At 67.2% G+C, this 13989-nt stretch carries 16 protein-coding genes; 9 read left to right on the forward strand and 7 right to left on the reverse strand.

What is annotated here, in order from left to right; all coding sequences use genetic code 11:
* Positions 1-41 precede the first annotated feature (41 nt).
* A complete protein-coding gene (locus P9A17_RS11500; protein ID WP_278038774.1) occupies positions 42-1094 on the reverse strand; it encodes an ArsA family ATPase in 1053 nt (350 codons plus the stop codon).
* A 74-nt stretch (positions 1095-1168) separates the two neighbouring features.
* On the opposite strand from P9A17_RS11500, the gene P9A17_RS11505 reads away from it, so the two are divergent.
* From P9A17_RS11505 to P9A17_RS11515, 3 genes are read left to right on the forward strand one after another with little or no spacing between them, the layout of a single operon-like run.
* Entirely contained in the window at positions 1169-1330 is a 162-nt protein-coding gene (locus tag P9A17_RS11505; RefSeq protein ID WP_278038775.1) for a DUF4177 domain-containing protein, read from the forward strand.
* Positions 1327-1785 carry a RidA family protein gene (locus P9A17_RS11510; protein ID WP_278038776.1) on the forward strand — a complete coding sequence of 153 codons (459 nt, stop codon included), beginning with the start codon at positions 1327-1329 and terminating at the stop codon, positions 1783-1785. Before P9A17_RS11505 ends, P9A17_RS11510 begins: the two co-directional genes overlap by 4 nt.
* On the forward strand, positions 1786-2559 hold the full coding sequence (locus tag P9A17_RS11515; protein WP_278038777.1) for an MBL fold metallo-hydrolase: 774 nt from the start codon (positions 1786-1788) through the stop codon (positions 2557-2559).
* Between the two features lie 58 nt (positions 2560-2617).
* Here P9A17_RS11515 and crp read toward each other — a convergent pair whose 3' ends face one another.
* Together crp and P9A17_RS11525 are read right to left on the reverse strand one after the other, a co-directional pair.
* Entirely contained in the window at positions 2618-3292 is a 675-nt protein-coding gene (gene crp / locus P9A17_RS11520) for a cAMP-activated global transcriptional regulator CRP (protein ID WP_005138643.1), read from the reverse strand.
* A gap of 122 nt (positions 3293-3414) precedes the next feature.
* The gene (locus P9A17_RS11525; RefSeq protein WP_278038778.1) at positions 3415-3747 is read right to left on the reverse strand and encodes a hypothetical protein; all 333 of its coding nucleotides are present in this window, start codon (positions 3745-3747) and stop codon (positions 3415-3417) included.
* Positions 3748-3969: 222 nt separating this feature from the next.
* On the opposite strand from P9A17_RS11525, the gene nth reads away from it, so the two are divergent.
* From nth to marP, 4 genes are read left to right on the forward strand one after another with little or no spacing between them, the layout of a single operon-like run.
* Positions 3970-4650: an endonuclease III gene (gene nth / locus P9A17_RS11530; RefSeq protein WP_278039816.1), complete on the forward strand. Its 681-nt coding sequence runs from the start codon at positions 3970-3972 to the stop codon at positions 4648-4650.
* 5 nt (positions 4651-4655) lie between these two features.
* A complete protein-coding gene (locus tag P9A17_RS11535; protein ID WP_278038779.1) occupies positions 4656-5303 on the forward strand; it encodes a TlpA disulfide reductase family protein in 648 nt (215 codons plus the stop codon).
* Entirely contained in the window at positions 5300-6079 is a 780-nt protein-coding gene (locus P9A17_RS11540) for a CoA pyrophosphatase (protein WP_278038780.1), read from the forward strand. The genes P9A17_RS11535 and P9A17_RS11540 overlap by 4 nt, the downstream gene beginning before the upstream one ends.
* Positions 6076-7269: an acid resistance serine protease MarP gene (gene marP, locus P9A17_RS11545; protein ID WP_278038781.1), complete on the forward strand. Its 1194-nt coding sequence runs from the start codon at positions 6076-6078 to the stop codon at positions 7267-7269. The genes P9A17_RS11540 and marP overlap by 4 nt, the downstream gene beginning before the upstream one ends.
* Here marP and P9A17_RS11550 read toward each other — a convergent pair whose 3' ends face one another.
* Positions 7270-8229, reverse strand: coding sequence for an alpha/beta hydrolase (locus tag P9A17_RS11550; protein WP_278038782.1), 960 nt, complete (start codon positions 8227-8229; stop codon positions 7270-7272). It abuts the gene before it with no gap.
* A complete protein-coding gene (locus P9A17_RS11555; protein WP_278038783.1) occupies positions 8229-8735 on the reverse strand; it encodes a phage holin family protein in 507 nt (168 codons plus the stop codon). Before P9A17_RS11555 ends, P9A17_RS11550 begins: the two co-directional genes overlap by 1 nt.
* 197 nt (positions 8736-8932) lie before the next feature.
* Here P9A17_RS11555 and P9A17_RS11560 point away from each other — a divergent pair, with 197 nt between their 5' ends.
* Positions 8933-9598, forward strand: coding sequence for a S1 family peptidase (locus P9A17_RS11560; protein WP_278039817.1), 666 nt, complete (start codon positions 8933-8935; stop codon positions 9596-9598).
* On the opposite strand, the gene acs is transcribed toward P9A17_RS11560, so the two are convergent.
* Complete coding sequence (gene acs / locus P9A17_RS11565) at positions 9599-11560, reverse strand: acetate--CoA ligase (RefSeq protein ID WP_278038784.1); 1962 nt, start codon at positions 11558-11560, stop codon at positions 9599-9601. It abuts the gene before it with no gap.
* Between the two features lie 120 nt (positions 11561-11680).
* Here acs and P9A17_RS11570 point away from each other — a divergent pair, with 120 nt between their 5' ends.
* Positions 11681-12418: an oxidoreductase gene (locus P9A17_RS11570; protein ID WP_278038785.1), complete on the forward strand. Its 738-nt coding sequence runs from the start codon at positions 11681-11683 to the stop codon at positions 12416-12418.
* A 438-nt stretch (positions 12419-12856) separates the two neighbouring features.
* Here P9A17_RS11570 and P9A17_RS11575 read toward each other — a convergent pair whose 3' ends face one another.
* A complete protein-coding gene (locus P9A17_RS11575) occupies positions 12857-13648 on the reverse strand; it encodes an HAD-IB family hydrolase (RefSeq protein WP_278039818.1) in 792 nt (263 codons plus the stop codon).
* Positions 13649-13989 lie beyond the last annotated feature (341 nt).

Raw genomic sequence — 13989 nt, forward strand, 5'->3', positions numbered from 1 at the left:
GCCATCTCCTCTTCGCGCAAGCGCTCATCGTGCCCCTCCCCTCACCGCACGCCCTGCTGGGCGAGCGCTTCGGCCAGTTCGTACAGACTCCCGAGATCGACGCCGTCGGCGATCGCAGGCAGATCGAGCCGTGACACATCGAGCTCGACCAGCTGTCGCGCGCTCTCGGTGCGTGCCGCGATACGCGTGGCATGCTGAATCGTCTCGGTGAGCAGACCGGCGAAATCGTTGTCCGGCAAGGTAATTCCCGCGGACTCCAAACCCGCCCGCACGGCGTCCGCGTCGATGACGCCCTCGGCTGCCTTCGCAAGATCGTCGGGCGCCAGGAAGGACGGGATGTTGCGGTTGACGATCACACTGCCGATAGGCAACTGCATCTCGCGCAGTTCGTCGATCGCCTCCAGGGTCTCCTGGATCGGCAGCGCCTCCAGCAGCGTCACGAGGTGGATCGCGGTGAGATCGGAATGCAGAAGCTTCACGACGCCATCGGCCTGCGAATGCACGGGGCCGCCCTTCGCCAGCTCGGACACCGCTGACGTCACATCGAGGAAGCGCGCAATACGACCCGTGGGCGGTGCGTCGACGACGACCGCGTCATAGACGCCACCCTTGCCGCGCGGCTGCTCCCGTTCATTGCGGGTCACGATCTCCTTGATCTTGCCCGTGAGCAGCACGTCCCGAAGGCCCGGCGCGATCGTCGTCGCGAACTCGACGGCGCCGATGCGGCGCATCGCGCGCCCCGCCAGCCCGAGGTTGTAGAACATGTCCAGGTATTCGAGGAACGCGGCTTCGGTGTCGATCGCGAGCGCGTTGACCACGCCGCCGCGCTCGGCCGTCGCGATCTTCACCTCTTCATAGGGCAGCGGCGGGACGTCGAAGAGTTGCGCAATCCCTTGGCGCCCTTCGACTTCCACCAGAAGAACTTTGCGGCCGCCCGCGGCCAGCGCCAGCGCCAGCGCCGCGGCGATGGTCGACTTGCCGGTGCCGCCCTTGCCGGTGACGAAATGGAGGCGGGCCTTGGTCAGGCGCGACGGCCAGCCGACCGGCTTGGGACCGTCCGGTGAGCCGTCAGACCCAGATGAGGTGGTAGCCACGCAAGCATGCTAGCCATAGCGGGTCGGCCTCCGGATAAGCTCAGCCGTATGAGTGAGCAGAAGAGGTGGGCGTCGTGAGTGGAGCGAACAAATGGGAATACGCCACCGTTCCGCTGCTGACGCACGCGACCAAGCAGATTCTCGACCAGTGGGGTGAGGACGGCTGGGAGCTCGTCTCGGTCCTGCCGGGACCGACCGGTGAGCAGCACGTGGCGTACCTGAAGCGAGCCAAATGACCAGCTGGTCGGCCCGTTTGACCGAGCTGGGCATCGAGCTGCCTCAGGTCGTGGCGCCGCTGGCGGCCTACGTCCCGGCCGTGCGCACCGGAAACCTTGTCTACACAGCAGGCCAGTTGCCGATCAGCGGCGGCGAACTGCAGGCGACCGGCAAGGTCGGCGCCGAGGTGTCCGCGGAAGACGCCAAGGACCTGGCCCGCCAGTGTGCGCTGAACGCGTTGGCAGCCATCGACGCACTCGTCGGGATCGACGCGGTCGTCAAGATCGTCAAGGTCGTCGGCTTCGTCGCCTCGGCACCCGGCTTCGACGGACAACCCGGCGTCATCAACGGCGCCTCCGAGCTGTTCGGCGAGGTCTTCGGCGAGAACGGCGCGCACGCCCGGTCGGCGGTCGGAGTCTCCGAGCTGCCACGCAATGCTCCGGTGGAAGTGGAAGTCATCGCCGAGGTTTCCTGAGTGGAACACCCCGCGTACGGACTACTGAGGCCGGTGACCGACACCGCGTCGGTACTGCTGTGCGAGAACCCGGGGATCATGTCGCTCGAAGGCACCAACACCTGGGTGCTGCGCGGTAAGGGCAGCGACGAGATGGTGATCGTCGACCCCGGACCCGACGACAAGGACGAACACATCGAGCGGCTCGCGGCGCTCGGCAAGATCCCGCTGGTCCTGATCAGCCACCGGCACCACGATCACACCGGCGGCATCGACCGCATCGTCGAACTCGCCGGCGCCGTGGTCCGGTCGGTGGGGAGCGGCTTCCTGCGCGGGCTGGGTGGACCGCTGACCGATGGCGAGGTCATCGACGCGGCGGGGTTGAAGATCACCGTCATGGCCACCCCCGGTCACACCGCCGATTCGGTGTCGTTCCTCGTCGACGATGCGGTGCTGACCGCCGACACCATTCTTGGTCGCGGCACCACCGTCATCGACAAAGAGGACGGCGACCTCGGGGACTATCTGGACTCGTTGCGCCGGCTGCGGGGCCTGGGTCACCGCCGGGTGCTGCCCGGGCACGGACCGGAGCTCGACGACCTCGTCGCCACCAGCGACACCTACCTGGCGCACCGTGAGGAACGGCTCGACCAGGTACGTGGTGCCCTCCGGGAAATCGGCGCCGACGCCAGCGCCCGCCAGGTCGTCGAGCACGTCTACACAGACGTCGACGAAAAGCTGTGGGACGCAGCCGAATCGTCGGTGCAGGCCCAGCTGAACTACCTGAGGCGCTAGCTACCGCGCTCGGTGCCCAATGCTCGCGCGTTACCGCGCTCGCCGCTGAATGCTCGCGCTACCGCGCTCGGCGGGCCAGCCGCTCGGAGTCGCTGATCAGCACGCTCTTGCCCTCCAAGCGGATCCAACCGCGGTGGGCGAAGTCGGCGAGCGCCTTGTTGACCGTCTCGCGGGAGGCGCCGACGAGCTGTGCGATCTCTTCCTGCGTCAGATCGTGCGTCACGCGCAGCGCGCCGCCCTCCTGGGTGCCGAAGCGCTGCGCGAGCTGCAGCAGCTGCTTGGCGACACGGCCGGGAACGTCGGTGAAGATCAGGTCGGCGAGGTTGTTGTTGGTGCGGCGCAGACGACGGGCCAGCACGCGCAGCAGCTGCTCGGCGATCTCGGGGCGGTCGGCGATCCACGCGCGCAGCGCGTCGCGGTCCATCGAGACGGCACGCACTTCGGTGATCGTGGTCGCGCTCGAGGTCCGGGGACCGGGGTCGAAGATCGACAGCTCACCGAACATGTCCGATGGGCCCATGATCGTGAGAAGGTTCTCGCGACCGTCCGGCGAACGCCGCCCGATCTTCACCTTGCCCGAGATGATGATGTACAGGCGATCGCCGGGCTCACCCTCGGCGAACACGGTGTGTCCACGGGGAAAGTCGACGGGCTGCAATTGCTTCGTCAGCGCGGAGACTGCGCTGGGTTCGACCCCCTGGAAGATTCCGGCCCTGGCCAGGATCTCGTCCACGTTGCCCCTTTATAAGCGTTCGGTGATCAGACAAAACGGCCCCGGAAGGCCTCGAGATCAGTTTAGAGGTACGTCCTCGGCGACGTTGCCGACGATGAGCCCCCTAGCGTGACCAGCCCACGCTACACACGATTGGCATGTCGGGTCTGCCGAAACTCAGTATTCGCCAGGTGTGCGAGGTACTCGTGGGTCGGCAAACCCGGCGACGAGATCGGCTCGACGAAGCGGCGGGCCAGAGGCGCGGTCTCGGTGACCGGTCGTCGACTCACGGGAAGTGCGCGTTGCGGAACGTGACGAGCATGCGCGTCGACCGCTTGACCTCTGGCTTGCTCGACCATTTCATCGACGTCGGCAGGTGAGAGCGCCTCCCGCCGCAGACCGGATTCGACGCGCTCCAATCCGAGGGTCGCCAAGATGAGCAACCCGGGGATCAGCGCGACGAGCAACCACGACACAAGGAGGAAGTAAACACGGCGAAGGTCTCAGCGGGATCACGAAAAGTCCACGTTAATGACCTATGCACCGCCGGGCGTGTCGGACCTGGTCAGTACGCTGGCGTGGTGACCGTGAGTGAGTCGTCGGCCGGGGCGCGCAAGCCCGCCCGGGCCAAGGCCGCCAAGAGTGCCGCCAAATGGGACCGAGAGACCCACCTGGGTCTGGTGCGGCGGGCACGTCGTATGAATCGCGCTCTGGCACAAGCATTCCCGCATGTGTACTGCGAACTGGACTTCACCACCCCGCTCGAGCTCGCAGTGGCCACCATCCTGTCCGCGCAGTGCACCGACGTGCGGGTCAACATGACGACGCCGGCGTTGTTCGCCAAGTACCGCACCGCCCGCGACTACGCCACCGCCGATCGCACCGAACTCGAAGAGCTGATTCGGCCCACCGGCTTCTACCGGAACAAGACGAATTCGCTGATCGGCCTCGGCCAGGCCCTCGAGGAGCGGTTCGACGGCGAGGTGCCCAACACACTCGACGAACTCGTGACGCTGCCCGGTATCGGGCGCAAGACCGCCAACGTCGTGCTGGGCAACGCGTTCGACATCCCGGGCATCACCGTCGACACCCACTTCGGCAGGCTGGTCCGCCGCTGGCGCTGGACCGCAGAGGAAGACCCGGTGAAGGTCGAGCACATCGTCGGCGATCTCATCGAGCGCAGCGAGTGGACGCTGTTGAGTCATCGGGTCATTTTTCACGGCAGACGCGTATGCCACGCCCGCAAGCCGGCGTGCGGGGTCTGCGTGCTCGCCAAGGACTGCCCGTCTTACGGCGAAGGGCCCACCGACCCGCTGATTGCCGCTCCGCTGGTCAAAGGGCCCGAGACCGAGCATCTGCTGGCGCTGGCCGGACTGTAGGAGCGGTGAGCGCGTCGGCCCGCTGGAGCATCGTGGCGTTGGTGATTCTGGTCGCCCTCGGCGTCGCGCTGTGGTCGGAGCTCGGAAAAGAGCCGTCGACCCCGTCCGCAGAGCGCAGCGCCGTCTCCGCCCGTGACCGGCGCGACGCCGACACCCCGCAGGCTCTCGCAGGCCCGCGCGCCGACGCCGAACTCCAGCCCTGCCCCGCGCCAGGGGATGGTCCCGGGCCGGAAGCGTTGCGGGGCATCGTCCTCGAATGCGCGGGCGACGGCACGAGCGTCGACGTCGCCAAGGCCCTGGCCGGGCGTCCCGTCGTACTGAACCTGTGGGCCTACTGGTGTGGCCCGTGCGCCGACGAACTGCCCGCCATGGCCGAGTACCAGCGACGCGTCGGACCCGACGTGACCGTGCTGACCGTGCACCAGGACGAGAACGAGACCGCGGCGCTGCTGCGGATGGCCGAGTTGGGCGTACACCTACCCACCCTGCAAGACGGACGACGCACCATCGCCGCTGCACTGCAGGTCCCCAACGTCATGCCTGCGACGGTGGTCCTGCGCGCCGACGGTAGCGTGGCCGAGATCCTGCCCCGGTCCTTCGCGACGGTCGACGACATCGCCGCGGCAGTCGACCCGAAGATCGGAGTGTCGTGAGCTGGGACAGCGGAGAAGGTGGGCTGGCTCCGTCCTCGGCGCCGCCCTGGCTCGCGCCGCTGGTCGAGCCGGGTGCCGTCAAAGCCGCCTACCGTCGCCGGGTCCCCGCCGCTGTCCTGGCGGCGGTCACCGCGGCGAACACCACCGCTGCCTTGGCAGGAACCCGCCGAGATGCTGCGGTGCTCGTGCTGTTCTCGGGCCCGAGTGACGGCGTGCGCGGAACCCTTCCCGACGATGCCGACCTGCTGGTCACGGTGCGGGCATCGACGCTGCGGCATCACGCCGGACAGGCCGCGTTCCCCGGCGGTGCCGCGGACCCCGGCGACGCGAGCCCCGTCCACACCGCGCTGCGGGAAGCCACCGAGGAGACGGGCATCGACGCGAGCCGGCTGCAACCGCTGGCAACGCTGGAGAAGATGTTCATCCCGCCGTCGGGATTCCACGTCGTCCCCGTGCTGGCCTACTCATCAGACCCTGGCCCCGTCGCCGTCATCGACGAACACGAGACGGCGCACGTCGCACGGGTCCCGGTGCGCGCATTCATCAACCCCGAGAACCGGATCATGGTGTATCGCAGCGAGAACACCCGCCGCATGGCCGGTCCGGCGTTCCTGCTCAACGAGATGCTCGTTTGGGGATTCACCGGCCAGGTCATCTCGGCCATGCTGGACGTGGCGGGCTGGGCGGTGCCCTGGCAAAACGACAAACTGTACGAACTCAGCGATGCAATGGCGCTACTCGACGCCGAGGGCAGCTACGGTGATGCGCAACGATGAACTCGTCACAGTGGCTTGATATCGCCATCCTCGCCATCGCGCTCCTCGCCGCCATATCCGGTTGGCGCTCCGGTGCGCCCGGGTCCCTGCTTGCCCTGGTGGGGGTGGTTCTCGGGGCGGCCGCCGGAATTCTGCTCGCCCCGCATGTGGTCAGCCACCTCAGCGGTCCCCGCACGAAGCTGTTCGTCACCCTCTTCCTGATCCTGGTGCTGGTCGTCATCGGCGAGATTGCGGGTGTGGTCCTCGGCAGGGCCGTGCGCGGTGCCATCCGCAACCCGGGGCTGCGCATCGCCGATTCCGTCGTCGGCGTGGCCTTGCAACTCGTGCTCGTCCTGACCGCGTCGTGGCTGCTCGGAACCGCACTCGTGTCGTCGCCGCAGCCCAATCTCGCCGCCGCCGTCCAGGGGTCGCGGGTGATCGCCGAAGTCGATTCGGTGGCGCCCAATTGGCTGCGCGCCGTACCCAACCGGTTGTCGTCGCTGTGGGAGACCGCCGGTCTGCACGACGTTCTCAAACCGTTCGGGCCCACCCCCGTCGCCGACATCGAACCCCCCGACGCGTCGCTGGCGACGTCGGCGGTCGTCGGCACCACCCAGCCCAGCGTCGTGAAGGTGCGCGGCGTCGCCCAGAGCTGCCAGAAGGTGCTGGAAGGCACCGGGTTCGTCGTCGCCCCCAACCGGGTCATGTCGAACGCCCACGTGGTCGCAGGATCCGACAGCGTCACCATCGAGATCGACGGACAGACCTACGACGCGGGCGTCATCTCCTACGACCCCGACGCCGACATCTCCATCCTCGACGTCCCGAACCTGCCGTCGGCGCCCCTGCAGTTCGCCGAAGGCCAGGCCCCGCCCGGAACCGACGGCATCGTCATGGGCTATCCCGGCGGCGGGGATTTCACCGCGACCCCGGCGCGGGTGCGCGAAGTCATCGAGCTCAACGGGCCCGACATCTACCGCAGCACAACCGTCACCCGCGAGGTGTACACCATCAGAGGTACTGTGCGGCAAGGTAATTCAGGCGGTCCGATGATCAACCGGCAGGGCAAGGTGCTCGGCGTGGTGTTCGGCGCGGCCGTCGACGACGTCGACACCGGATTCGTGCTCACCGCCAAAGAGGTGGCCGCGCAGATGGCCAAGGTCGGCAACGTCGAGCGGGTTCCCACCGGAACCTGCATCAGCGCCAGCTGATCACCCGTACACCTGGCCCAGAAACCGCGACAACTGCCCGTTGACTGCCTCGGGGGCCTCTTCGTGGGCGAAATGCCCGGCCCCGGCGATCGACACGTAGCGCCCGTGCGGTGCGTACCGCTGCGTCCGGTTCACCGGGTCGGCCAGCACGTACGGGTCGGCATCGCCCCGCAGATGCACGAGCGGAACCGTCACCGGTGCTCTCATCGCCCGCATGAAGCGCCTGCCTTCACCACGCAACTGGCTCCGCACCGCCCAGCGCTGATACTCGAGTGCGCAGTGCGCCGCCGACGGAATCTGGATCGCGCGACGCAGATGCCCGATGGTCTCCGCGAAGTCCTCGCCCGTCTGCCACGCGGCGCCCGCCCTGCTGCGCACCAGCCGTTCGAGCTCGGCTCCGTTGTGCCGGGTCAGCTTGTGCTCAGGCCACATCGGCATCTGATAGCCCAGCATCCACGGCAACAGCGCCCTGCCCTGGTCGCGGCGCCTCAGTGCCGACGCGCGCAGCGCGGACGGGTGCGGCGAACTGACGACGGCGATCGCCCGCACCACCCGCGGGTGCAGCACCGCTGTGGCCCAGCAGACCAGACCGCCGTCGGCGTGGCCGACGAGTGTGGCCGTGTTGTGTCCCAGCGCCCGCACCAACCCGGCCGTGTCGCCGGCCAACGTCCAGCCGTCATAACCCCGGGGAGGCTTGTCGCTGCCGCCGTAACCGCGCAAATCGACAGCGACCACCCGGGCGCCGGTCAGACCCGTGAGTTGATGGCGCCACGACCACCAGAACGACCCGAAGCCGTGCAGCAGGATGACGAGCGGACGGTCCGTGAGCGGCTTGGACTGATCATCAGCTGAGGCGGGCCGCTCGGCTTCGACGACGTGGAAACGAATCCCGTTGGCGTGCACATCCACATGGCGCCACGGCCCGCCGATGCGCACAACCGACGGATCGGGCCGGCCCACTACCAGCCTGACGGGTCTTTTTGCGCAGCCGGGTCGCCGTTTGTGGCGGCAACAGCTTTCGTATCGGGACCGGGAGTGAAAGCGCCGGGGAGTTCCTTGACGGTCTCGATGGTCTTCTGCGGACCTCGGATCTTGCGCACCTTCAGATATCCGAACAGCGCCAACACCGCCGTCACGACGACCATGATCCCGAATACGATCAGGAACGCTGCCCACCGCCACAGCCAGGTATCGAGCAGTTCGGCAATGAAGAAGAACAAGAAGAACGTCGAGTAGAACAGGACCACCAGCGCCGCGATGAAGAAGACGCTGCCGGTCAGGCCTTTCTTGACGTCGCGGGTGATCTCCGCCTTGGCCAGCTCGACCTCGGCGCGCACCAGAGTCGACACCTGCGCGGTCGCATCCTTGACCAGATCGCCGATCGACGGATCGGGCTTCGGTGCGTGGGGATCCACCAGCGGTATCGACGTCACTGTGTTGGGGACGCCGTTCCTGCGGTCGCTCACTACAAGCTTCCTTCCCGCCTGTCGTACTCGGACGCGTTCATGTTGCCACGTAGCGTCGACCTAAACGATTCCGGCCGACGATAGACTGCCCACGTTCGTTGCTGGGCGGGTCGGGCACACGTCTGTTTTCGGAGAGAGGGAGTCACTTCTTGAGAGCCAACAGCCTCTGGCTGACGGTTCGTGCCGTGTTCGTGGCCCTGGCCGCCGCTTCGTGCGTCGCCGCCACGCTTGGCACCGTAACCGCTCACGCGCAAGCCCCCGTCCCGCTCGGCGGAGGCTCCGGCCTCGTCGTCAACGGCGAGACGCTGTGCACGCTGACCGCGATCGGCACCGACAACCAGGGCAACCTGATCGGGTTCACGTCGGCGCACTGCGGTGGACCCGGCGCGGTCGTGGGCGCCGAGGGCGCCCAGAATGCCGGCATCGTGGGCGAGATGGTGGCCGGCAACGACATCCTCGACTACGCCGTGATCAAGTTCGATCCGGCCAAGGTCACGCCCGTCAACGAGGTCAACGGTTTCCGCATCGACGGCCTCGGGCCCGACCCGACCTTCGGCGAGGTGGCCTGCAAGCTGGGCCGGACCACCGGCTACTCCTGCGGCGTGACGTGGGGGCCGGGTCAGGAACCCGGCACGATCGTCAACCAGGTGTGCGGACAGCCCGGCGACTCCGGCGCCCCCGTCACCGTGAACAACCGGCTCGTCGGCATGATTCACGGCGCGTTCTCCGAGGACCTTCCGACCTGCGTGGTCAAGTTCATCCCGCTGCACACGCCCGCGGTGACGATGTCGATCAACACCCAGCTGGCCGACATCGTCGCCAAGAACCGGCCAGGAAGCGGCTTCCGACCCGTCGGTTCCTGACTACTTGCTCGCCCGGATCGCCTCGAACACGCTCGGGTCGACCAGCGTCGAGGTGTCTCCGAGTTCGCGGCCCTCGGCCACGTCACGCAGCAGGCGCCGCATGATCTTGCCGCTTCGGGTCTTCGGCAGCTCGGGCACGACGTGGATCTCGCGCGGCTTGGCGATCGGGGAGATCTCCTTGGCCACTTCGGCGCGCAGCTCGTCGATCATGGTCTCTTCACCGCCGTGGGCACTCGACTTCAGGATCACGAACGCACAGATCGCCTGACCGGTCTGCTCGTCGGTCGCGCCGACGACCGCGGCTTCGGCGACACCGGAGTGCCCGACGAGCGCGGACTCCACCTCGGCGGTGGAGATGCGGTGTCCCGAGATGTTCATGACGTCGTCAATGCGGCCGAGCACCCAGATCTCGCCGTCCTTGCCGTACCGGGCGCCGTCACCGGCGAAGTACCAGCCCTGCTCGGCGAAACGTGACCAGTAGGTCTCTTTGTAGCGTTCCTCGTCGCCCCAGATGCCGCGCAGCATCGACGGCCACGGCTTGTCCAGGACGAGGTACCCGCTGACCTGCTCGCCGTGGTCGGTGCCCGGCTTGAGCTCGTTGCCGTCGTCGTCGACGATCTTGGCCGAGATGCCCGGCAGTGCGCGCATCGCCGAACCGGGCTTGCAGTCCGTCACACCCGGCAGCGGAGAGATCATGATCGCACCGGTCTCGGTCTGCCACCACGTATCCACGATCGGGGTCTTGTCGGCGCCGAACGCCATCCGGTACCACCGCCACGCCTCGGGATTGATCGGCTCACCGACCGAACCCAGGAGCCGCAGGCTCGACAGGTCGTGCTCGGCGGGGATCTGGCGGCCCCACTTCATGAAGGTGCGGACCAGCGTGGGGGCGGTGTAATAGATTGTGACGCCGTACTTTTCGATCACCTGGTAGTGACGGTGCTCGTCCGGCGAGGCCGGGGTGCCTTCGTAGACCACCTGGGTGACGCCGTTCGACAGCGGCCCGTAGACGATGTAGCTGTGCCCGGTGACCCAGCCGATATCGGCTGTGCACCAATACACATCGGATTCGGGCTTGACGTCGAAGACGTTGAAGTGGGTGTAGGACGCCTGGGTCAGATAGCCGCCCGAGGTGTGCATGATGCCCTTGGGCTTGCCGGTGGTGCCCGAGGTGTACAGCAGGAAGAGCGGGTGCTCGGAGTCAAACGCCTCCGGGGTGTGGTCCGTGGAGGCCTTCGGGACGACCTCGTCCCACCACAGATCGCGGCCTTCGGTCCACGGTGTGTCAATCCCGGTGCGGCGCACCACAAGTACGTGCTCGACAGGACTCTTGTCGCCGAGCCCTTCGATGGCTTCGTCGACGCCTTCCTTGAGTGAGACGGCCTTTCCGCGGCGGTACTGACCGTCGGTGGTGATGACCAGCTTTGCCTGCGCATCGTCGATGCGGGCCTTGAGCGCCGATGCAGAGAAGCCGGCGAACACGACGCTGTGCATCGCGCCCAGACGCGCGCAGGCCAGCATCGCGATGATCGCCTCCGGCACCATCGGCATGTAGATCGCCACCCGGTCACCCGACTTGAGTCCGAGTTCGGTCAACGCGTTGGCTGCTTGGGACACCTCATCTTTGAGCTCTGCATAGGTGATGCTGCGGGAATGATCGACCGGCTCACCCTCCCAGTGGATCGCCACCCGGTCGCCGTTGCCTGCCTCGACGTGGCGGTCGACGCAGTTGTAGGCGACGTTGAGCTTGCCGCCGACGAACCACTTCGCGACCGGGGCGTCCGACCAGTCCAGCACGTCGGTGAACGGCGTCTCCCAGCTCAGTCTGTTGGCCTGCGTGGCCCAGAACTCCAGCCGGTCGGCCTCCGCCTCGTCGTAGAGCGCCTCTGTCGCATTGGCGTTCTCGGCGAACTCGGGGGCCGGAGGATAGGACGAGGGTGCGTCCACGTGCGTCTCGGTCATGATTGTGAGGGTAGTCACCCAACGTTGCATTGAGGTTGGCAACTCACATCCGGGGCTGCAGGCGGCACCTGCGGCGCGACGAACGTCGGCGCTCGTCGGTCCAACGGTATCTTCTGGGGCGTGACCGACCCGTTGGCCCCGCTGACAGAGCTACCCGGCGTCGCCGAGGCGGGCGAGGAAGCTCGCGAAGCACTCGGCAGAGCGCACCGGCACCGCACCAATCTGCGCGGCTGGCCGAAGACGGCGGCCGAAGCCTCGCTGCGGGCGGCGCGGGCGTCGTCCGTACTGGACGGGGGACCGCTGCAATTCGCGCCCGACGTCGATGAGCGGGACCCGATTCTCGCGGGCGCCCTGCGCGTCGCCGAGGCGCTCGAGGGCGGGGAAGGCGCGCTCATCGGGGTGTGGCGGCGGGCGCCCCTTCAGGCGATGGCCCGGCTGCACTCGCTCGCTGCGGCGGATCTCGTCGACGACGACGCGCTCGGACGGCCCCGGGACGGGGCTGGCCGCCGGTTGGAACTGTTGTCCGACATCGTGACGGGAGGAACCCGGGTGCCGGCGACGGTGCTCGCGGCCGTGGCCCACGGCGAGCTGCTGACGCTCGAACCGTTCGGCAGTGCCGACGGGGTGGTGGCGCGCGCGGTGTCGCGGCTGATCACGATCGCCAGCGGACTCGACCCCCACGGGCTGGGCGTGCCCGAGGTGCACTGGATGAAGCGGTCCAATGATTACCGGGCCGCAGCGCGCGGCTTTGCGTCCGGCACTCCGGACGGGCTGACGGCCTGGCTGCTGCTGAGCAATGAGGCACTGCACGCAGGCGCTCGCGAAGCGTTGTCGATTGCCCAGGCGCCGCAGTCGTGACCGCTTCTGCTCACAACGTCTAGCAACATGAAGCGGGCGGTGCTCCGTTGTGGTCTTGCGACCTCATCGGCTCACCGCCCGCTAGCACGGGTTTCCGGTTACCAAGCGTGCGTGATGGGTTACGTGGGTGGCCTCGGCGCCTTCGCGATCCGCTACAACCGCAGCCCCACCCAAAGGGCCGTCGAGGTCGTCCGATCTTCGCAACTACGCAGGCCCGCAACACTTTTGCCTATTCCGCGGCATGTGCTCCGCGTGGGTTCCGGGACCCGTGCTGGGGAGCCGAGGTCGGGAGATCGAGCCTTCTCTTCCGGCTCGATCTTGGCCTCGCCCGGCTTCCGTGCTTCCTTTGTACTACGTGACCCCAGTCACATCAAGGGTAATTGGCCCGCGATTTCTGATCGTTACAACCGGCCTCCAGCTACCCGCAAGTAGCTTGTGTCAGAACGCGAATCGGCGCAGCAGCGAGTAGGTCAGCGCGCCGGCAGCGAGCGCGCTGATCCCCACCGCCGCCGTCGTCGCCACCGCGGCGCCGGAGGGTGCGGCGGGCAGGCGGTCGCGCAACGACACCGGCTTGGTGAAAGTGCGAATCGGCCATTCGCGGGCCGCGGCTTCCTTGCGCAGCGTCCGGTCCGGGTTGACGACCGTCGGATGGCCGACCGCCTCGAGCATGGGAATGTCGGTGATCGAGTCCGAGTAGGCATAGCAATGCTCGAGGGCGTAACCCTCCCGGTCGGCAAGAGCGCGGATCGCCTCGACCTTGCCCTCGCCGAAGCAATAGAAGGCGATGTCGCCGGTGTACTTGCCGTCTTCGACAACCATCCGCGTGGCCATCGCATGCGTGGCGCCCAACGCGCGGGCGATGGGCGCCACGATTTCCTCGCCGGACGCCGACACCACGACGACGTCGCGGCCACACAGCTTGTGGTCGGCGATGAGCTCGGCGGCCTCAGCGAAGACGAGAGGGTCCACGATGTCGTGCAATGTCTCGCCGACGATCGCCTTCACCTGCTCGACATCCCAGCCCGCGCACATGTTGGTCAGATAGGACCGCATCCGGTCCATCTGCTCGTGGTCGGCGCCGGACATCAGGAAGAGGAATTGAGCATAGGTCGACTTCAGCACCGCTCGGCGGTTGATTAGCCCCTGGCTGAAGAACGGTTTGCTAAAAGCCAAAGTGCTGGATTTTGCGATAACTGTTTTGTCGAGATCAAAGAACGCCGCGGTGCGGATGGGGCGGTCCGATGAGGCGGACGCAGGAGGCGTCTGGCTACCCCCAGCCGCCGGGTCGGATGAGGTCACACGCTCAGCATAGAGGTGAGCTGCGTGACAGATCGTGCCCGATCGTACAAATTGGCAGATCACGACACCTGTCTGCGACTGCTGTCATTACGGCTCAACACCAACTTGTTCCCATTTCGATACTTGCGCTGGCCCTGTCAGGCGTGTGTATAGTGGGCATTACTCGGCTTATGCCGGGTGTGCATCAGCCCGACCCCCCGGGGCTGATACACGACGACCTCCGCCTCCTCCCCCCCTGGCGGGGGTCGTCCCTTTTGTAGGGTGTTTTCGCC

This window comes from Mycobacterium sp. 236(2023), from assembly GCF_029623955.1.
Lineage (GTDB): Bacteria > Actinomycetota > Actinomycetes > Mycobacteriales > Mycobacteriaceae > Mycobacterium.